The sequence below is a fragment of the Xanthomonas sp. NCPPB 3005 genome, from assembly GCF_041228095.2.
GTDB classification, from domain to species: Bacteria; Pseudomonadota; Gammaproteobacteria; order Xanthomonadales; family Xanthomonadaceae; genus Xanthomonas_A; species Xanthomonas_A bonasiae.
The window spans coordinates 3,520,289-3,539,154 of record NZ_CP166096.2; the positions used below are offsets into that span (position 1 = coordinate 3,520,289).

Sequence of the window (18,866 nt, forward strand, 5' to 3'; positions counted from 1 at the left end):
CTGCATCAGGCGAACGGCCGATCGATCGCCGGCGACGGCGGCGTGAACCACTGCGCGCCGTGTTCGGTGACGTAGAAATGGTCCTCCAGGCGCACGCCGAACTCGCCCGGCACCACGATCATCGGCTCGTTGCTGCAGCACATGCCCGGCGCCAGCGCGAGCGCATTGCCGCGCACCAGGTACGGCGCCTCGTGGATGCTCATGCCGCAGCCATGGCCGGTGCGGTGCGGCAATCCCGGCAGGCGATAGTCCGGGCCCAGGCCGGCCGCCTGCAGCACCTCGCGCGCCGCCTGGTCCACCGCCGCGCAGCTCACGCCCGGACGCACCGCGGCGAACGCGGCCGCCTGCGCATCGTGTTCCAGCTGCCAGATGCGCCGCTGCTTCTCGCTCGGTTCGCCGAAGATGTAGGTGCGGGTGATGTCGGAGTGGTAGCCGTGCACGGTGCAGCCGGTGTCGATCAGCACCAGCTCGCCCGCACGCAGCGCCTGCACGCCAGGGATGCCGTGCGGATACGCAGTGGCGTGGCCGAACTGCACGATGCAGAAGGTGGAACCGTTGTCGGCGCCGAGCGCACGGTGCGCCTGGTCGATGAAGCGCACCAGTTCGGCGGTGGTGATGCCTTCGTGGATCAGCCCGGCGGCCAGCCGCTGCACCTGCAGGGTCATGTCGCAGGCCTGCTGCATCAGCGCCAGTTCCGCCGCCGACTTGCGCATGCGGCAACCATCGACGATCGGCGTCGCGTCGCGGATCGCGATCCGGTCCAGCACCGCGCTCAACCCGCTGTGCACGGCGAAGGCGATGCCGGGATCCAGCGCCAGCGCCTGCGCGCCGAGTTCGCTCAGCGCCTCGGCGACCAGCGCATGCGGATCCTCGTGCTCTTCCCACAGCCGCTTGCGCACCGGGATGCGCAGCACCGCGTCCAGCGAGCCTTCCTCGAACGCCGGGCAGATCAGCAGCGGATCGCCTTCGGCGGTCAGCAGCATCGCCACCAGCCGCTCGCTGGCGCCCCACGGCACGCCGGTGAAATAGCGCAGCGAGGCGCCGGCGCCGATCAGCAGCGCATCGGCGCCCTGCGCGCGCAGCAGTTCGCGCGCCCGCGCCAGCCGCTGCTGATATTCCTGCGGCTGGATCGGCGGCGCCTGCGCCGGCCATGGCGCCAGCTGCGCATGCGCCATGGCCAGGCTCAGCCCGCCGATCTGCGCGCTGGCGCTCATGCCGCGCGCTCCACGTCGGCGACGCTCCACTGGCCGTCGATCAGCCGCTGCACGCCGCCGGGATTGCGGTCGCGCAGCAGTTCCGGCAGCAGCGCATCGGGCAGGCCGTCGTAGCTGTGCAGCGCGGCGAAGCGGCGGATCGCGGCCGGCATGCCGACCGCGGTGAAGCCCGGATGGCCGGTGCTCGGGTACGGACCGCCGTGATTCATCGCCGCGCTGACCGCCACGCCGGTCGGCATCTTGTTGCAGATCAGGCGTCCCACCCGCGGCCGCAGCGCGGCGGCAATCGCGGCGAACAGCACGTCGTCGCTGCCGTCGGCCGCACGGTAGAGCGTCCCGGTGAGGTTGCCCTCCAGGCTGTGCGCCAGCGCGGTCATCTGCGCCAGGCCGTCGACACGCACCACCAGGCTGACCGGACCGAACGCCTCGGTCTGCAGCGCCTCGGGCTGGCGCAGGAAGGCCTGCGCTGAGACTTCCAGCAAGGTCGGCGCATGCCGATAGCCCGGCTCCGGCGCGGCGTCGCCGCCGGCCAGCACGCCGGCGCCGGCATTGCGCAGCGTGGCCACGCCGCGCTGCAGGTGCTCGAGCACGCCGCGCGAGAACAGCAGACTCGGCGCGGCACCGGCGAAGTGCGCGCTGGCCGCGGCGACGAACGCATCGCCGTCCTCGCCCTCGGGCACCACCACGATGCCGGGATTGGTGCAGAACTGGCCGCTGCCCATCGTGCACGAGGCGAAGAATTCCTGTGCCAGCGCGGTACCGCGCTCGGCCAGCACGCCCGGCAGCAGGAACACCGGATTGACGCTGGACAGCTCGACGTAGGCCGGCACCCCGGCACGGTCGGCCGCGGCCTTCAGCGCCAGTCCGCCGGCACGGCTGCCGGTGAAACCGATCGCGCCCAATCGCGGATCGCCGGCCAGTTCCAGGCCCAGCGTGTTGTCGAAGTGGTACAGCAACTGCACCGCCGCGGCCGGCAGGCCGTTGTCCAGCAGGGCCTGGTGCGCGAGCTGCGCCAGGCGCTGGCTGGTGGCCGGATGCGACGGATGCGCCTTGGCGATGACCGGATTGCGCGCGGCGATGGCCGAGGCGAAATCGCTGCCGGCCACCGCGTTGAACGCGAACGGAAAATTGTTCGGGCCGAACACCAGCACCGGCTTGTGCAGCGGCCCCAACTGCGCGCGCAGGCCGGCGGCGGTGTCGATCACCGGCTGCGTCCAGCTATGGCGGCGCACCGCCTGCGCGGCCTGGCGCAACTGCCCGCTGGCGCGCGGCAACTCCACCTTGGCCAGGCGCGGTTCGACCGGCAAGCCGGTCTCGGCATGCGCCAGCGCGACCAACTGCTCCACGTCGGCATCGATCGCCGCGGCGTAGCTGTCGAGGAACCCGGCGATGCGTTCGGGCGCCGCCGCGGCCAGCGCGTCGGCGACCAGCACCGCCGCGCTCAGCGCCGCTTCCAGATCGGCGGCGCCGCTGACCGGGAACTCCGGTCCGAACGCGTTCCCGTCGCGCGGGTCCTCGGCGCGGAAGCTGCCGCGCGCTTCCAGCGACGGCTGCCAATGGCCGGCAAGCAACAGCGGCTGCATGCTCATCTCAGAGCCCGGGGTGGGTGGCGATGGCGTGGTCGATCACCTTCAGCGCCGCTTCGCGCTCGGCGCCGTCGACGACCAGGCGCGGCGCGCGCACGCGCTCGCTGCCCAGGCCGACCTTCTCCTGCACCAGCTTGATCAGCTGCACGAACTTGGGCACGGTGTCCAGGCGCAGCAGCGGCAGGAACCAGTCGTACAGCGCCTTGGCCGCCGGGTAGCCGCCGTCGCGGGCCAGCTCGAACAGCTTCACCGACTCCTTCGGATACGCGTTGACCAGGCCGGCGATCCAGCCCTTGGCGCCCATGCTGAGGCCTTCGACGATCGCATCGTCCATGCCCACCAGCAGCACCAGGCGGTCGTTGAGCAACTCGCCCAGCGCGGCGAAGCGGCGCACGTCGCCGGAGGATTCCTTGACCGCTTGCAGGTTCGGGAATTCGGCGGCCAGCTCGGCGATCTGCGCCGGGCTGAAATCGGTCTTGTAGGCGACCGGGTTGTTGTACAGGATCACCGGCAGGTCGGTGGCGGCGATGACCGCACGCGCATGCGCGCCCATCTCGCGCCAGTCGGTGGAGTACACGTACGGCGGCAGCACCATGAGCCCGCCGCAGCCGACCTGCTTGGCCGCCTGCGCCAGGCGCACGGCCTCGTCGGTGGACAGCGCGGCGATGCCCGGCACCACCGGGATGCGGCCGTCCAGCGCCTGCACCAGGGTCTTCAGGATCGCGACCTTGTCGTCGAAGCTGAGCGTGGCGGCCTCGCCGAGCGAGCCCAGCGGCACGATCGCGGTGCAGCCGGCGTCGACCATGACCTGCGCATGCTTGGCCAGGAACGCGTGGTCGATGCTGCCGTCGGCGTTGAACGGAGTGGTGATGGCCGGCAGCACGCCGTACCAGAAAGAAGCCTTGCTCATGGGATTACACCTTGTCGAGGGTTGTGAGTGGAGGTTCGGGAAGAAGCGGATCGGGAAGCGATTGGGCGAGCGCGTCCAGGCGCACCGGAAACAGCGGCGGCCGGCGGCCGTCGTCGGAAAAATCGTCGTGCCGCGGCGCCAGCCCCAGCTCGGTCAGCGCACTGCCGCAGATGCGGCCCTGGCAGGCGCCCATGCCGCAGCGCGAGACCAGCTTGGCGTCGCGCAGGTCGGCATGGCCGCGCAGCGCCGACAGCGGCACGTCCTCGCAACGGCACACCAGCGTGTCCGCCGCGGCCAGCGTGTGGATGCGCGGGTCCAGCGCGAACTGGCGCTGCAGCAACGCGGCGAACGCGCGCGCGCGCCGCCGCTGCGGCTGCAATGCCTGCGCCGCGGCCGCCTGTCCCGCCGCCAGGTGCCCGGCGATGGCGCCTTCGACGCGCGCGCAATCGCGCCCGCCGATGCCCAGCGCCTCGCCGGCGGCGTACACGCCTTCGACGCTGGTACGCAACTGCGCGTCCACCGCCACGCACGGATGCGCGCCGCTGCGCGCCAGGCGGCAGCCGAGCAGTTGCGCCAGCTCCACGTTCGGCACCAGTCCGTAGCCGACCGCCAGCTGGTCGCACTCGAGGCGGCGGCGGCCGCGCGGGCCGTCGATCTCCACAGACCGCAGCTGGCTGTCGCCGTGCGCCGCCAGCACCACGCTGCCGCTGTGATAGCGCACGCCGGCCAGCTGCGCGCGCAGGCTCAGCGCCTGCAGCGCCTTGTCCGGCCAGCGCCACGGCAGCTGCGCGGCGAAACCGGCCAGCGCGCGCAGCGGCGCCTGTTCGACGATGCCCAGCACCTGCGCGCCGTGGCGGCGCAGCGTCGCCGCGCTGGCCAGCAGCAGCGGACCGCTGCCGGCGACCAGCACGCGCTTGCCGGCCAGCGGCCAGCCCTGCTTGGCCAGCGCCTGCGCGCCGCCGGCGCCGGTGACGCCAGGCAAGGTCCAGCCGGGGAACGGCAGCAGCAGTTCGCGCGCGCCGGTGGCCAGCACCAGCGCGTCGTAGCCGATCCAGCGCGCGCCCTGCGGGCCATCGGCCAGCAGCTGCCGGTCCTGCGCCATCAGCAACTGCGTCTGCGACAGAAATTCGATCTTGCTCGCCGCCAGCTGCGCCAGCACCCGCGCGGCCAGCTTCGGCGGCGCATGGGCCACGTCGTGGCGCCAGATCTGGCCGCCGGCGCGCGCCTGCAGATCGACCAGCGCCACGCGCCGGCCATGCCCGGCGGCGGCCAGCGCCGCCGCCAGTCCGGCCGGACCGGCACCGGCCACGACCACGTCGTACTGCAGCGCGCGCGGCTCAGCCATCGGTCCACACCTGCATGCCGTCGCGGACCGGAGTGATGCAGGCGCGCAACTGGCCGAGGCCGTCGATGCGCACCCGGCATTCGCTGCACACGCCCATGCCGCACAGCGGCGCGCGCGGCTGGCCGTTGCGCGAGCGGCGGAAATGCACCGCGACCTGCGCCACCGCCGCGGCCACGCTGCTGCCGTCCAGTACCTCGACGGCCTGACCGTTGATCTGCAGGCGCAGCATCGGCGCGCTCACGACAGCGCCCGCGCCGGCGCGAACGGCGCCGGGTCCAGCACGGGAGTGCGCTGCAAAATCAGATCCAGCAACAGCCGCGCGCTGCCCAGCGCGGTGGTCACGCCCAGCCCTTCGTGGCCGGCCGCGACCCACACGTCGGCACGCTCGGGCACCGCGCCCAGGTAGGGACGGCCGTCGGGCGTGGCCGGACGCAGCCCGGTCCACACCCGGATCGCCTGCAACTGGCGCAACGCCGGCAGGAACGCGAACGCGCGCTCGAGCATGCGTTGCAGCATCGGCATCGACACGCTGCGGTCGCTGGCATCGAATTCGCGCGAGGAACCGATCAGGATCTGCCCGGTCGGCCGCGGCTGCACGTTGAATGCCACGCTGCTGCCGTCGCTGCCGTGCGCGCTGTCGGCATAGCCCAGCTCCAGCAATTGGTGGCCGACGAAGCCCGGATAGCGGTCGGTGATGACCAGCTGGCCCTTGCGCGCGCGCATCGGCAGTTCCGGCAGCAACTCCGGCAACGCGCAGCCGGTGGCGACCAGCACCGGGCCGCTGAGGGTACTGCCGTCGTCCAGGCGCAGTCCGCCGGCGGCCAGCGCCAGCGCGCGGCGCCCGGCGAACAGCTGCGCACCGGCGGCGAGCGCACGCTCGACCAGATGCCGCGCCATCCGCGGCGGATACACCACCGCTTCGGCGGCCACGCGCATGCCGCCGGCCAGTCCCGGCGCCAGCGCCGGCTCCAGCCGGTACAGCGTCTCGGCATCGATCGCCTCGGCATGCACGCCGGCCGCGGCCAGGCGCTGGATCTTGGCCGGGATCGCCTCCAGCTCGCGCGCCTGCCGCGCCACCCACAGCGTGCCGCAGCGGCTGAACTCGGCCGCCGGCAACTGCGCGAATTCTTCCCACAGGCGCAGCGAATAGGACGACAGCGCCAGTTCCGCCGGATCGTCGTCCATCGCCACCAGATGACCCATCGCCGCGGCGGTGGAACCGCCGCCGATCGTGCCCGACTCGACGATCGCCACCCGCAGCCCGGCGGCGGCGGCCGCATCGGCGCAGGCCGCGCCGACGATGCCGGCGCCGACGACGATCAGGTCGAAACCGCTCATCCCGCGCCGATGCCCCAGGCGAACGGATCCTGCGCATCGATCAGCAGCTGCGCGCGGGCGGTGATGTGCGCCTGCCCGGTGATCCGCGGCAGCACGCCGCGGGTGCCGGGCACGTAGCTGCCTTCGAACAGGCTGCCGAGGATGCCCTCCTGGCGCCACACCTGGCCGGCGGCCAGCTTGCCGTCGGCGGCCAGGCACGCCAGCTTGGCGCTGGTGCCGGTGCCGCACGGCGAACGGTCGTAGGCCAGGCCCGGGCACAGCACGAAGTTGCGCGCGTCGGCGCCGGTGTCCGGCGCCGGGCCGTTGATCTCGATATGGTCGATCTCGCCGTCGTCGGCGCCGCGGATGCCGGCCGCCTCCAGCGCCAGCCGCAGCGCCTCGGTATACGCGGTCAGCGCGCGCTGGTTGCGCAGCTCCAGCGCGCACGGCGTCTGCTCGGTGATGAAGAACCAGTTGCCGCCCCAGGCCACGTCGCCGCGCACGCGGCCGTAGCCGGGCACCTGCACCTCGATGCCGGCGGCATGGCGGTAGCTTTCCACGTTGTCCACCGAAACCCGGCCGTCGCCGTGCAGCTCCACTCCCACCGTGCCCACCGGGGTCTCGATGCGGTGCGTGCCCGGCGCCAGCCGGCCCAGCTCGGCCAGCGTGCGCACCAGGCCGATGGTGCCGTGGCCGCACATGCCCAGGTAGCCGACGTTGTTGAAGAAGATCACCGCGGCGCAGGCGTCGGCCGCGATCGGCGGCAGCAGCAGCGCGCCGACCATGGTGTCCGAGCCGCGCGGTTCGCAGGCGATGGCGCTGCGCCAGCGATCGAAACGATCGCGGAACAGATCGCGCCGTTGCGCCAGCGGGCCGGTGCCCAGGTCGGGGAAGCCGGCGACGACGACACGGGTCGGTTCGCCGCCGGTATGCGAGTCGATCACATCGAGTGTATGCATAGGTCCATGCTCACATTCCGGGCCGCCGGCGGCTAGCAGCGTTTGCTTGTCATAAATGCGGAAATTCGCACAACCCCGGCGTCCCCGCAGGCCCGGTTTAGGCTAGGATCGGTGCTCAGGGGTGGGCATGCCGCGGCTTGCCTGCCGCCGCAGCCTACAACCGCCCGGTGAGTGCAGATGGATACTTTGATTTCCGCATTGGAGATGCAGACGCTGTTCGATGCGCTGCCGGACGTGGTGTTCTTCGTCAAGGACCGCGACGGCCGCTACACCCACGTCAACCTGACCCTGGTGCGGCGCCTGGGCAAGAAGTACCGGGCCGACCTGATCGGCAAATCGGCGCTGGAAGTGTTCCCGCTGCCGCTGGGCGGCAGCTACCTGATGCAGGACCGGCGCGTGCTGTGCGGCGAAATGATCGAGAACCAGCTGGAAGTGCACCTGTTCCCGAACCGCACCCCGGGCTGGTGCCTGACCTTCAAGCGCCCGCTGTGCGAGCAGAACGAAGTGATCGGCGTGGTCGGCATCTCCCGCGACCTGGGCCAGCCCGACAGCCGCCATTCGGCCTACGAACGCATCAGCCGCGCGATGGAGCACATGCAGACCCACTACGGCGACAACCTGCGCGTGCAGACCCTGGCCGACCTGGCGGAACTGTCGGTGGCGCAGTTGGAACGGCATTTCCGCCGCGTGTTCCAGCTGACCCCGCAACAGCTGCTGACCAAGATGCGCATCGAAGCGGCGATGCGCCTGCTGCACGGCGAGGACAGCATCGCCAGCATCGGCCAGGCCTGCGGCTTCGCCGACCAGAGCGCGTTCGCGCGCCAGTTCAAGGCCACCGTCGGCATGACCCCGCGCGACTACCGCTCGATGAAGGGCAAGCTCTGAGAGGCCGGGATTGGGGATTCGGGATTGGGGATTCGTAAGGGCGCTGCCTCTGCAGGAGGCAAAAATGCCGCCGTTGCGAATCCCCAATCCCGAATCCCCAATCCCCAATCCCGGCCCCACAGGGGCCTAACAGGCGCTAGTGGTAGCATTCCCGGTTTCCGGTACACGCGTTATCCATGGTCAGCCTATTCCGTCGCAACAAGCCCCAGGACCACGCTGGCGATAGCCGCAGCACCCAGCGCTACAGCATCGAGGAACTGGCCGCCGCCTTCCCCAAGCCGGCCGGCGCAGCGCCTGCCGCCGAGCCCGCCGCCGTTGCAGCGCCTGTCGCTGAGCAGGCACCGCCGCACGCGGCGCCAGCCGCAGCGCCGGTGGCGCGCGACAGCGGCCGTCCGAGCGCCGACGCCGCACCGCTGCCGCCCGCCCCGATCGCCGTGCCACACCCCGGCGCAACGCCGCTGCCGCCACAGGCGCCGACCGCGCCAGCGGAAGCGCGCGTTCCCGCCCCGGCCGTTCCCGCCGCGGCGACGCCCAGCGCGCCCATGCCCACGCCTGCGGCGAGCGCGCTCGCCGCAGGCGACGACCTGCAGCGCAGCGACGCCGCGCCGGCCGCACCTGCCGGCAAGCCGGGCTGGCGTGAACGCCTGCGCAACAGCGCCATCGCACGCAGCTTCGGCGGCCTGTTCTCGCGCAATCCCAAGCTCGACGACGACCTGCTCGACGAGATCGAGACCGCGCTGATCACCGCCGACGTCGGCGTGCCGGCCACCACCGCGCTGATCGAGAACCTGCGCAAGCGCATGAAGGCGCGCGAATTCGTCGATGCGCAGGCGCTGCTGCGCGCGCTGCGCGCCGACCTGATCGCGATCCTGCTGCCGGTCGCCAAACCGCTGCAGATCGACCGCACTGCCAAGCCGTTCGTGGTGCTCACCGTCGGCGTCAACGGCGTCGGCAAGACCACCACCATCGGCAAGCTGGCCAAGCGCTTCAAGGACGACGGGCACAGCCTGATGCTGGCCGCCGGCGACACCTTCCGCGCCGCCGCGGTGGCGCAGCTGCAGGCCTGGGGCGATCGCAACGGCGTCACCGTGATCGCGCAGGGCCAGAACGCCGACGCCGCCTCGGTCGCGTTCGACGCGCTGCAGGCCGGCAAGGCGCGCGGCACCGAGGTGCTGATCGCCGATACCGCCGGGCGCCTGCATACCCAGACCGGGCTGATGAACGAACTGGGCAAGATCCGCCGCGTGCTCGGCAAGCTCGATCCGGCCGCGCCGCACGAAGTGCTGATGGTCATCGACGGCACCACCGGCCAGAACGCGCTGTCGCAGCTGCGCCAGTTCCACGCCGCGGTCGGCGTCACCGGGCTCGTGGTGACCAAGCTCGACGGCACCGCCAAGGGCGGCGTGGTGTTCGCGCTGGCGCGCGAGTTCGGCATCCCGATCCGCTTCGCCGGCATCGGCGAGCGCCCGGAAGACCTGCGCGTGTTCGACGCCGAAGCCTTCGTCGACGCCCTGCTGCCGGAAGCGCTGGGCGCCTGACCCAAAGCCCCTCTCCCGTCGGGAGAGGGGTTGGGGTGAGGGTACGGCGAAGTCCGCTGCGCAGGCACTTGCGCTGTCCGAACCGCGCTGTGCTTCGCCCGTACCCTCATCCGCCCCTTCGGGGCACCTTCTCCCGAGGGGAGAAGGAAAGACAAAGCCAGCATGCGCCAGCCCCCAGACACCTTCGCCCCCCGCCTGCTCGCCTGGTTCGACCGCAGCGGCCGCCACGACCTGCCCTGGCAGCATCCGCGCAGCCCGTATCGCGTATGGCTGTCGGAAATCATGCTGCAGCAGACCCAGGTCGCGGTGGTGATCCCGTATTTCCTGCGCTTCCTGCAGCACTTTCCGACCCTGCCCGATCTGGCCGCGGCCGGCACCGATGCGGTGATGGCGCAATGGGCCGGGCTGGGCTACTACGCCCGCGCGCGCAACCTGCATGCCGCGGCCAAGCGCTGCGTGGAGCTGCACGATGGCGAACTGCCGCGCGATTTCGATGCGCTGCACGCGCTGCCCGGGATCGGCCGCAGCACCGCCGGCGCGATCCTGAGCCAGGCCTGGAACGACCGCTTCCCGATCCTGGACGGCAACGTCAAGCGCGTACTGACCCGCTACCACGGCATCGCCGGCTATCCGGGCCTGCCGGCGGTGGAGAAACCGCTGTGGGCGATCGCCCAGGCGCACGTGGCCGCGGTCGCCGACGGGCGCATGGCTGACTACACCCAGGCGCAGATGGATTTCGGCGCCACCCTGTGCACCCGCGCCAACCCGGCCTGCGTGCTGTGCCCGCTGCAGGACGACTGCGTGGCGCGCCGCGACGGCCTGGTCGAGGCATTGCCCACACCGAAACCGGGCAAGACCCTGCCCGAACGCGAAGCGCTGGCGCTGCTGCTGGAAAACGCCGCCGGCGAGCTGCTGCTGCAGCGGCGCCCGGCGAGCGGCATCTGGGCCTCGCTGTGGACGCTGCCGCAGGCCGAGAGCGAGAGCGCGCTGCGCGCCTGGTTCGAACGCGAGATCCGCGGCCGCGGCTTCGACGATGCCGAGCCGATGCCGCCGATCGTGCACACCTTCAGCCACTACCGCCTGCACCTGCAGCCGCTGCGCCTGCGCAAGGTCGCCTTGCGCGACGCGGTACGCGACAATGACGACCTGCGCTGGGTCGCGCGTGCCGACCTGTCCGCACTCGGCCTGCCCGCCCCGATCCGCAAACTGCTCGACGGCCTCTGATCGTCGCCCACCGCGCCACCAGGAACCGCCATGTCCCGCACCGTCTTCTGCCAGTACCAGCAACGCGACGCCGAAGGGCTCGACTACGTGCCGTATCCCGGCGAGATCGGCCAGCGCGTGTTCGCGCAGATCGGCAAGGCCGGCTGGCAGGCATGGCTGGCGCACCAGACCATGCTGATCAACGAGAACCGGCTGTCGCCGCGCGATCCCAAGCACCGCGCATTCCTGGAAACGGAACTGGAGAAATTCCTGTTCCAGGGCGGCGCGCCCAAGCCCGAAGGCTACGTGGAACCCGAACAGGAATCCTGAGCCCAGGCAAGCCACGCCCCCTGTAGGAGCGGCTTCAGCCGCGACAGAACCCATCCGCAAAGTCCGCCGCAGCCGCAGCCACTCCTACACGCTGCGCCCGCCCGCTTCCACACCAACCGCAACCCGCCTGACGCCGACGCTACTGCGCCGGCGCCGGCTGCTGCGCCCGCTCCTGCACCTTGGCCTCGCGCAACTCCTTTTCCGAGGTACGCAGCGCTTTCACGTCGAGCGGGCGAATGCTCTGGATGCGGCACGGCAGGCGGATCGCGCCCGGGCTGCCGCCGATCACCAGCACGTCGTCGAAACGCGCCGACACCCGGTCGCTGAAGTGGGTGATGGCGATGGTCGGCGCAAAGTCCAGATCGGGGCAGCGGCCGCTCAGCTCCAGCAGATAGGCCTGGTTGGGCCGCGTCCACACCGCCAGCGCGCTGTCGCCGAGCGCGGTCCAGCCGCTGATGCGGTTGTAGTACTGGAAGTCGCGCACCGGCGCGGCGGCATGCGCGTGGTACAGCGCCAGGCGCTCGTCGTCGCTGATCCGGTTGGTGGCGCAGCCGGCCAGCGCGGCCAGTCCGAGCAGTGACAGCAAGAGACGTTTCATGGCGAATGCTCCGGTGGCGATGCGCGAATGATGCACCCGCGCCATGCCGTGCCGCGTGCGTGCGCGCAGCGCGTTCAGCCACAAGGCAGCTGGCGGACCGAAGCCGCGGCGGGGGCCCAACCCCGTTGCCGGCCATCGCGCGTTTGCAGCCTCGGACCCACACCGAGCGCCCACCATGCAACTACGCCCGCACCGCACCGTCCTGCCGTCCCTGATCCTCGCCGCGCTGCTGGCAGGCTGCAGCACCACCAGCGACGATCGCGTCGCCGCACGCGCGCCTGCGGCGATCGATGCCGCCGCCGTGCCCGAGGCCTACATCCCGAGCGAACGCCTGGCCGAGCCCGCGCCGCCGCGGATGCTGGCCCCGCCATCCCCACCCGCGCCGCCGGCGCAGGCCGCAGCGTCGGTCGCGCCGTCGGTGGCCGGCAATACCGGCATCGACGTCTACATGCCTATGCCGCCGCTGGACCGCGAACGCTACGAACATCCAACCGACAACCCAGTGCACAGCGCGCGCGAACAGCCGCTGTCCACCTTTTCGATCGACGTGGACACCGGCAGCTACGCCAACGTGCGGCGCATGCTGCGCGATGGCCAGCGCCCGCCCGCCGATGCGGTGCGCGCCGAGGAATTCATCAACTACTTCGACTACGCGCACCCGGCGCCGCGCGACCGCGACACGCCGTTCCGGGTATCCACCGAACTGGCGCCCGCGCCGTGGAATCCGCAGCGGCAACTGCTGATGATCGGCATCAAGGGCTACGACGTCCCGCGCCAGGCATTGCCGCCGGCGAACCTGGTGTTCCTGATCGACACCTCCGGCTCGATGGAAAGCGCGGACAAGCTGCCCTTGCTCAAGCAGGCCTTCGCCATGCTGGTGCCGCAGCTGCGCGCGCAGGACCGCGTCTCAATCGTGGTCTACGCCGGCGCGGCCGGACTGGTACTGCCGCCGACGCCCGGCGACCGCCATGCCCAGATCCTCGCCGCGCTGCAACGGCTGCAGGCCGGCGGCAGCACCAACGGCGGCGACGGCATCCGCCTGGCCTATGCGACCGCGCGCAAGAGTTTCGTCGCCGGCGGCAGCAACCGGGTGATCCTGGCCACCGACGGCGACTTCAACGTCGGCACGGTCGACCGCGGCGCGCTGGAGACCCTGGTCGCCGACCAGCGCCGCAGCGGCGTGGCGCTGAGCACGCTCGGCTTCGGCCGCGGCAACTACAACGACGCGATGGCCGAACGCCTGGCCGACGTCGGCGACGGCAACCATGCCTACATCGATTCGGCGCGCGAGGCGCACAAGGTGCTGGTGCAGCAGATGCAGGCCACGCTGCTGACCATCGCCCGCGACGTCAAGATCCAGGTCGAGTTCAATCCGGCGCAGGTCGCCGAATACCGCCTGATCGGCTACGAGAACCGGTTGCTGGCGCGCGAGGATTTCGCCAACGACAAGGTCGATGCCGGCGAGATCGGCGCCGGCCACAGCGTCACCGCGCTGTACGAGATCACCCCGGTGGGCAGCGCGCCGCAGCGCCTGCCGGCCTTGCGCTATGCCGCACCGGCGCCGGCGGCGCAGACGCCGCTGCACGCCGGCGAACTGGCGCAGTTGCGGCTGCGCTACAAGCTGCCGGGGCAGGAGCGCAGCCGCCTGTTGCAGAGCACGATCGCGACCGCCGCGGCGACGGCGCAGCCAAGCGCGGATCTGCGTTTCGCTGCCGCGGTCGCCGCCTACGCCGACCTGCTGCGCGGCGGTACCCACATCGATGGCTGGGACTGGGCGCAGGTGGCCGACGCGGCGCGCGCGGCGACCGGCGAGGACCGCAGCGGCGACCGGCGCGAGTTCGTCGAATTGCTGGCGGTCGGTCAGCGCCTGGCCGCGCCACAAGTGGCGGATGCGGTGGATGCGGCAGACGCGGCCGCAGCGGCGGCAGCGCAGGTGTCCACGCGCTGAGCGCAGGCGCGCGCAGGCTGCGCACGTCCCGACATGCGCAGCCGCAGACGCCGGCTCAGTCGCCCGCGCCTGCCGCCACGTTCAACGCTGCGCGGTCTTCGCCGATTCGCAGAAGCGCTGCCGGTACTCCATCGCCTTGGGCATCAGCGCCTGCAGGTTCTGGATCCGCGTGCCCGGATTCGGGTGCGTGGACGAGAACTCGGGCGGCGCCTGGCCGCCACTGCTGGCGCTCATCCGCTCCCACAGCGGCACCGCCTCCTGCGGATCGAAGCAGGCCGCCGCGGCCAGCATCAGCCCGACCTCGTCGGCCTGGGTCTCGTGGCTGCGCGCGTACGGCAGCAGGTAGCCGTAGCCCATCGCCGCCATCGCCATCTGTTGCTGTTGCGGGTCCATGCCGCTGGCCGCGCCGGCCATCTGCCCGATCTGAGTCAGCTTCTGCTGCGCCATGCGTTGCGCACCGTGGCGCAGCAGCGCATGCGCGATCTCGTGGCCCATCACCACCGCCATCGCATCGGCGTTCTTGGCCACCGGCAACAGCCCGGTGTAGACCGCCATCTTGCCGCCGGGCAGGCAGAACGCATTGGCCTGCTCGGACTCGATCACGTTGACGTCCCAGTCGAAGCCGCGCGCATAGTGTTTGGCCTGCATGCCGTGCTCGGCGGCCAGCGCGTCCTCGACCACGTCGACCTTGGCGATCAGCCGCTGCGCGATCGCGCGCACCTGCTGCGCCACCTGCGATTGCGGATCGACCGGATGTTCCTGCGCCAGGATCTCCTGGTAAGCCTGCAGGCCCAGCGCCTTCTCGTCCTCGACCCCGAGCGCATTGTCGATCAGCACCTTCTCGCCGGTGTACGGATCCTCGCTGCGATTGGAGAACCAATAGAAGCCCGCGTACACGGCGAAACCCAGCAGCACCAGCCAGCGCACCCCGCCCAGCGGCCCGCGACGGCCTCCGCCCTGTTCCCCGCCCTGGCGGCCGAAGACGTTGCTCATGTCCAATCCCCTTGCTGGCTGGTGGGCGGCGACGGCGCCTGCCTGTGCCGCGCACTGTAACGACGTGCGGTGCGCGGCCGCGTCAAATTCCGCGCACCAGGCGAAAACCGACCCTGGCGCTGGTGGTGTCGGAGTCCTGCATCAAGCGCCAGGCGGCACGGGTCTGCTCCGGCGCGTTGGCCCAGTTGCCGCCGCGCACCACCCGCGAGCGGCAACCGGGGTTGTACCAGGCGGCGCCGTCGGCCGGCGCGCGGCGGTAGCTGGAATGCCAGCAATCGGCGACCCACTCGCTGAGGTTGCCGCCCATGTCGTGCAGGCCCCAGGCATTGGCCTTGAAGCTGGCGACCGGCGCCGGCCCCCAGAAACCGTCGGCATAGCCGACGAAGGCGTTGTTCCAGTGCCGGCCGCTGGGCGAGACGTCGCCGCCGCCGGTGAAGTTGCCGGCGCCGCGCGGCGGCGTGCCGGCGTTGCCCCACGGATAGCGGCCGCGGCCGCCGGCGCGCAGCGCGTATTCGAACTCGGCCTCGCTGGGCAGCCGGTAGTGGCGTCCGGTCTGCTGCGACAGCCACGCCGCGTAGGCTTCGGCATCGCGCACGCTGACGTGCATCACCGGGCTGTTCGGCGCGGCGCGCGCGCCGTTGTAACCGGACTGCCAGTCGGTGCCGCTGCGGCGCACGAAGTTGCCGCTGCGCTCGTCGTAGACGATCGAATGCCCGCGCCGGGTCGCCCGCGGCCGCGCGCCGCTGACCTCGACGAAGCGGCGGAACTCGGCCACGGTGACCTCGGTGATCGACATCGCGAAACCGCGGTCGAAGCGCACGTAGTGCAGCGGCTGCTCCGCCGGCATCGCGCCCGGCTCGGTCGCGCTGGCGCCCATGCGGAAGCCGCCGTGCGGCACCACGATCATCTGCGGCCCGCGCTCGCCGTTGCTCATGCCGTCGGTGAACACCTGGCCGGGGCGGAAGCTGCCGTAGTGGGTGGCCAGGTCGATGCGCTCGCGCAGCATCGCCGCCACCGGATCGCCCGGATCGGCGATGCGCAGCACCTCGCCCAGTTTCTCGCGCGCCGCCTTCAGTCCGGCCGGCGTGGCCAGGTCGCGCAGGCCGGCGTCGCGCAGCGCGGCGATGCGCGCGGTGCGCACGCCTTCCACCCGCGCACGCGCGTCGCGCACGGTGGCGGCGGCGTCGCGGATCCGCGCCGCGCGCGCCAGCCAGCTGCCGGCGGCGGCGAAATCGGACACCGTCGCGGCCGCCTCGGCGCGCCGGATCAGCGCGCTCTCCACCGCCGCCACGCCTTGCCGCGCACGCGCATCGTCCGCGTCCAACTGCAGCGCTTCGCGGAAGTTGGCGAGCGCGCCGTTGCCGTCCTCGCCGAGCCGGCCGGCGCGCAGATCGTCTTCGCCGGCGCGGTTGTAGGCCAGCACCCGCTGCGCGGTCTCCACCCGCTGCTGCAGGCGCCGCACCGCCGGATCGTCGGCATCCAGCGACAGCGCCACCATCGCGATGCGATCGGCGCGCTCGAGCGCCTGCTCCTGCTGCTCCGATACGCGCAGCAGGTCGCCGCCGAGTTGCAGCAGCCGGCGTCGCGCCTTGCGCAGGCCGTCGCGCGCGACCGGGTCCTGCGGCGCCAGCGCGCGGATCGCCAGGTACAGCGGGATCGCCGACTGCGCGTCCTCGAACAGGCGATCCTCGGCCAGCGCGCGCGCGGCGTCGCGGCGCGCCTGCGCCAGTTGCGCGCGCTCGAGCGTCGGCAGCGGCGGCTGCCAGCGCGCCACCGTCTCGGCGGCATCCTCGCCGCCGATGGTGACGCTGGGCGCCTGCACCGGCTTGCCGGCCGCCGCTGCCGCCGCCTGCGCCGGCCTGGCGGGCTGCGCCGGTGGCGCAGGTGCCGGCCCGCTGCAGCCGCACGCCAGCGCGACCAGCAGGGTCCAGGCGATCACAGGGCCGCTCGTACGCACGCTTCCTCCCAACGACATTGGCCTCCCGATGGCATCCGCGCCACCCCGTCCGTGCGGCCGGCGGGCCGACGTTAGGCTATTCTCGCCTGCCTGAGCAAACCCTGCATTCGACGGAAACCACGTGCCCTATTGGATCAAGCAACCCGCCGAGCTGGCCGAACGGCTGGCGCAGCGCCCGGCCAGGATCGGCCTGGATACCGAATTCGTTCGCGAACGCACCTACTGGCCGCAACTGGCACTGGTGCAGATGGCGGTGGCCGACGAGATCCTGCTGATCGACCCGCTGATTCCCGGCATGCCGCAGGCGCTGGCGCCATGGCTGTCGGACCCGTCCATCCTCAAGGTCATGCACAGCGCCAGCGAAGACCTGGTCGCGTTCAAGTGCGCCTGCGGTGCGCTGCCGCGGCCCCTGTTCGACACCCAGATCGGCGCCGGCCTGGCCGGCATCGGCGCCGGCATGGGCTACCAGAAGCTGGTGCTGGAGATCACAGGCGTGCACCTGGCCAAGGGCGAAACCCGCTCGGACTGGCTGCGCCGCCCGCTGTCGCCGGCGCAACTGGACTACGCCGCCGACGACGTGCGCCACCTGTTCGCGATCCACGACGCCTTGCAGCAGCGGCTGCAGACGCTGGACCGCAGCGCCTGGCTGCACGAGGACGGCGAGCGCCTGCTCGGCACCGTGGAGCACGACGAAGGCGAACGCTGGCCGCACCTGGGCATGCGCTCGGCGCAGTTCATGGACCGGCCCTCGCAGCAGCGCCTGCTGCGCCTGCTGCGCTGGCGCGACGTGCAGGCGCGGCACAGCGACAAGCCGCGCAGTTGGATCCTGGACAACGAACTGGCCGCCACCCTGGCGCGCTTCCCCCCGGCCGACCGCCAGGAGCTGCAGGCGCTGCTGGACAAGCACCCCAAGGCGCCGCGCAAGCTCGGCGACGCGCTGTGGCAGGCGCTGACCACGCCGCTGCCCGACGAGGCGGACGCGCCGCTGGCGCTGGCCTCCAGCGACGACAACAAGGCGGCCTTGAAGCGGCTGCAGGACGCGGTGTCCGCACGCAGCGCCGAACTCGGCCTGCCCGACGGCCTGCTCGCCTCGCGCAAGCACCTGGAAGCCCTGCTGGAAAGCGGCCAATGGCCGCAGCCGCTGGCCGGCTGGCGCCGGCGCGAACTGGAAGCGACGCTGCAGCCGCTGCTCGGCAGCGCGGGCTGAGGGATTCGAGGGTATTTGGTATTTGTAGGAGCGGCTTCAGCCGCGACGGGCGTTACCGATAACGTCTGTCGCGGCTGAAGCCGCTCCTACAGGGATCTGTCGCCCGCGAACAACGGCGCAAGGGTCACAGCGACGACCATGCCGCCGCCCGGCCCTCGGTCAATCCAGGCGCATCCCCTTCATCGAACGCTTCTCCACCACGGTTAATCCGTGGCAAAGCGCGGACGACGCCAAGGCCGCATAAAACCAGCGCGCATAAAAAAGGCCAGGAAGCCTGGCCTTTTTCGACCGATCAGTATTTGACCAGCGGGAACTTCAGATCCGGATGGCGCGCCTTCCATTCGTTGTAGGCGGCGGTACCTTCCCATGCGGCGAACGCCTTCGGCGTGCGGCCGCGGCCGGACCAGGTCTCACCGGTGTGCGGCAGCTGGTACTTCGGCTTGACCTCGCTGCGGCCGCCGGCGGACTTGGCGCTGGCCACCTTCGGGGCGGCGCTGGTCACGTAGGCCGCGATCTCGTTGCGCTGCTTGGCGCTGAAGAACTCGGCGAACTGCTCGAGCAGCGACAGGATGTTGGCGTGCGCGGCGCTGGTCTCGCCTTCGCGCGCCTGCTTCTCCTGCTCTTCCAGCTTGCGAATCTCTTCGTGCAGTTTGGCCTTGGCTTCTGCGATCTGCTGCAAGTTGCGAACTTCCGTCATTTTTCAAAGACCCGTGGATAAAAGATTTGGAACGGACGGAATATTTCATCCGGAACGACGAAATCGTCTGGCGAGGATTTCGGCTCACGATTATATCGGCTCTGCCCGGCGGCTGCCCGGATACGGCGCCTCATTTCCGCGTTCGGCGGCAGCCCCAACCGCGGCCGACCGGCAGCGAT

At 71.5% G+C, this 18,866-nt stretch carries 17 protein-coding genes; 6 read left to right on the plus strand and 11 right to left on the minus strand.

Going from position 1 to position 18,866, the window contains the following annotated elements; genetic code table 11:
• Positions 1–5 precede the first annotated feature (5 nt).
• The 7 genes from AB8810_RS15200 to AB8810_RS15230 are packed head-to-tail and all read right to left on the minus strand — an operon-like array spanning position 6 to position 7,331.
• Complete coding sequence (locus AB8810_RS15200) at positions 6–1,214, minus strand: M24 family metallopeptidase (RefSeq protein WP_369914103.1); 1,209 nt, start codon at positions 1,212–1,214, stop codon at positions 6–8.
• On the minus strand, positions 1,211–2,803 hold the full coding sequence (locus tag AB8810_RS15205) for an aldehyde dehydrogenase family protein (RefSeq protein WP_369914104.1): 1,593 nt from the start codon (positions 2,801–2,803) through the stop codon (positions 1,211–1,213). The genes AB8810_RS15200 and AB8810_RS15205 overlap by 4 nt, the downstream gene beginning before the upstream one ends.
• A gap of 1 nt (position 2,804) precedes the next feature.
• The gene (locus AB8810_RS15210; RefSeq protein ID WP_179563881.1) at positions 2,805–3,710 is read right to left on the minus strand and encodes a dihydrodipicolinate synthase family protein; all 906 of its coding nucleotides are present in this window, start codon (positions 3,708–3,710) and stop codon (positions 2,805–2,807) included.
• Between the two features lie 4 nt (positions 3,711–3,714).
• Positions 3,715–5,055, minus strand: a complete 1,341-nt coding sequence (locus tag AB8810_RS15215; protein ID WP_369914105.1) for an FAD-dependent oxidoreductase — start codon at positions 5,053–5,055, stop codon at positions 3,715–3,717.
• On the minus strand, positions 5,048–5,284 hold the full coding sequence (locus AB8810_RS15220; RefSeq protein ID WP_179565526.1) for a (2Fe-2S)-binding protein: 237 nt from the start codon (positions 5,282–5,284) through the stop codon (positions 5,048–5,050). The genes AB8810_RS15215 and AB8810_RS15220 overlap by 8 nt, the downstream gene beginning before the upstream one ends.
• An 8-nt stretch (positions 5,285–5,292) precedes the next feature.
• Complete coding sequence (locus AB8810_RS15225) at positions 5,293–6,393, minus strand: FAD-binding oxidoreductase (RefSeq protein WP_191824685.1); 1,101 nt, start codon at positions 6,391–6,393, stop codon at positions 5,293–5,295.
• Positions 6,390–7,331: a 4-hydroxyproline epimerase gene (locus AB8810_RS15230; protein WP_179563878.1), complete on the minus strand. Its 942-nt coding sequence runs from the start codon at positions 7,329–7,331 to the stop codon at positions 6,390–6,392. The genes AB8810_RS15225 and AB8810_RS15230 overlap by 4 nt, the downstream gene beginning before the upstream one ends.
• 177 nt (positions 7,332–7,508) lie before the next feature.
• Between AB8810_RS15230 and AB8810_RS15235 the strand changes: the two genes are divergently transcribed.
• From AB8810_RS15235 to AB8810_RS15250, 4 genes are all read left to right on the plus strand, one after another.
• Positions 7,509–8,216 carry an AraC family transcriptional regulator gene (locus tag AB8810_RS15235; RefSeq protein ID WP_179563877.1) on the plus strand — a complete coding sequence of 236 codons (708 nt, stop codon included), beginning with the start codon at positions 7,509–7,511 and terminating at the stop codon, positions 8,214–8,216.
• A gap of 176 nt (positions 8,217–8,392) precedes the next feature.
• Positions 8,393–9,754: a signal recognition particle-docking protein FtsY gene (gene ftsY / locus AB8810_RS15240; RefSeq protein WP_369914106.1), complete on the plus strand. Its 1,362-nt coding sequence runs from the start codon at positions 8,393–8,395 to the stop codon at positions 9,752–9,754.
• 162 nt (positions 9,755–9,916) lie between these two features.
• Complete coding sequence (gene mutY / locus AB8810_RS15245; protein ID WP_369914107.1) at positions 9,917–10,978, plus strand: A/G-specific adenine glycosylase; 1,062 nt, start codon at positions 9,917–9,919, stop codon at positions 10,976–10,978.
• A gap of 30 nt (positions 10,979–11,008) precedes the next feature.
• On the plus strand, positions 11,009–11,287 hold the full coding sequence (locus AB8810_RS15250; RefSeq protein ID WP_369914108.1) for an oxidative damage protection protein: 279 nt from the start codon (positions 11,009–11,011) through the stop codon (positions 11,285–11,287).
• Positions 11,288–11,426: 139 nt separating this feature from the next.
• Here the strand turns inward: AB8810_RS15250 and AB8810_RS15255 are convergent, their stop codons facing one another.
• On the minus strand, positions 11,427–11,885 hold the full coding sequence (locus AB8810_RS15255; protein WP_369914109.1) for a DUF6491 family protein: 459 nt from the start codon (positions 11,883–11,885) through the stop codon (positions 11,427–11,429).
• 175 nt (positions 11,886–12,060) lie between these two features.
• Here AB8810_RS15255 and AB8810_RS15260 point away from each other — a divergent pair, with 175 nt between their 5' ends.
• Positions 12,061–13,833, plus strand: a complete 1,773-nt coding sequence (locus AB8810_RS15260; protein ID WP_369914110.1) for a von Willebrand factor type A domain-containing protein — start codon at positions 12,061–12,063, stop codon at positions 13,831–13,833.
• Between the two features lie 81 nt (positions 13,834–13,914).
• On the opposite strand, the gene AB8810_RS15265 is transcribed toward AB8810_RS15260, so the two are convergent.
• Positions 13,915–14,826, minus strand: a complete 912-nt coding sequence (locus tag AB8810_RS15265) for a M48 family metallopeptidase (protein ID WP_191824691.1) — start codon at positions 14,824–14,826, stop codon at positions 13,915–13,917.
• 82 nt (positions 14,827–14,908) lie between these two features.
• Complete coding sequence (locus tag AB8810_RS15270) at positions 14,909–16,801, minus strand: SUMF1/EgtB/PvdO family nonheme iron enzyme (RefSeq protein ID WP_369914111.1); 1,893 nt, start codon at positions 16,799–16,801, stop codon at positions 14,909–14,911.
• A 103-nt stretch (positions 16,802–16,904) separates the two neighbouring features.
• Here AB8810_RS15270 and rnd point away from each other — a divergent pair, with 103 nt between their 5' ends.
• Entirely contained in the window at positions 16,905–17,990 is a 1,086-nt protein-coding gene (gene rnd / locus AB8810_RS15275) for a ribonuclease D (protein ID WP_191824693.1), read from the plus strand.
• A gap of 292 nt (positions 17,991–18,282) precedes the next feature.
• Here the strand turns inward: rnd and AB8810_RS15280 are convergent, their stop codons facing one another.
• The gene (locus AB8810_RS15280; protein ID WP_191824694.1) at positions 18,283–18,687 is read right to left on the minus strand and encodes an H-NS family nucleoid-associated regulatory protein; all 405 of its coding nucleotides are present in this window, start codon (positions 18,685–18,687) and stop codon (positions 18,283–18,285) included.
• Positions 18,688–18,866: the final 179 nt, after the last annotated feature.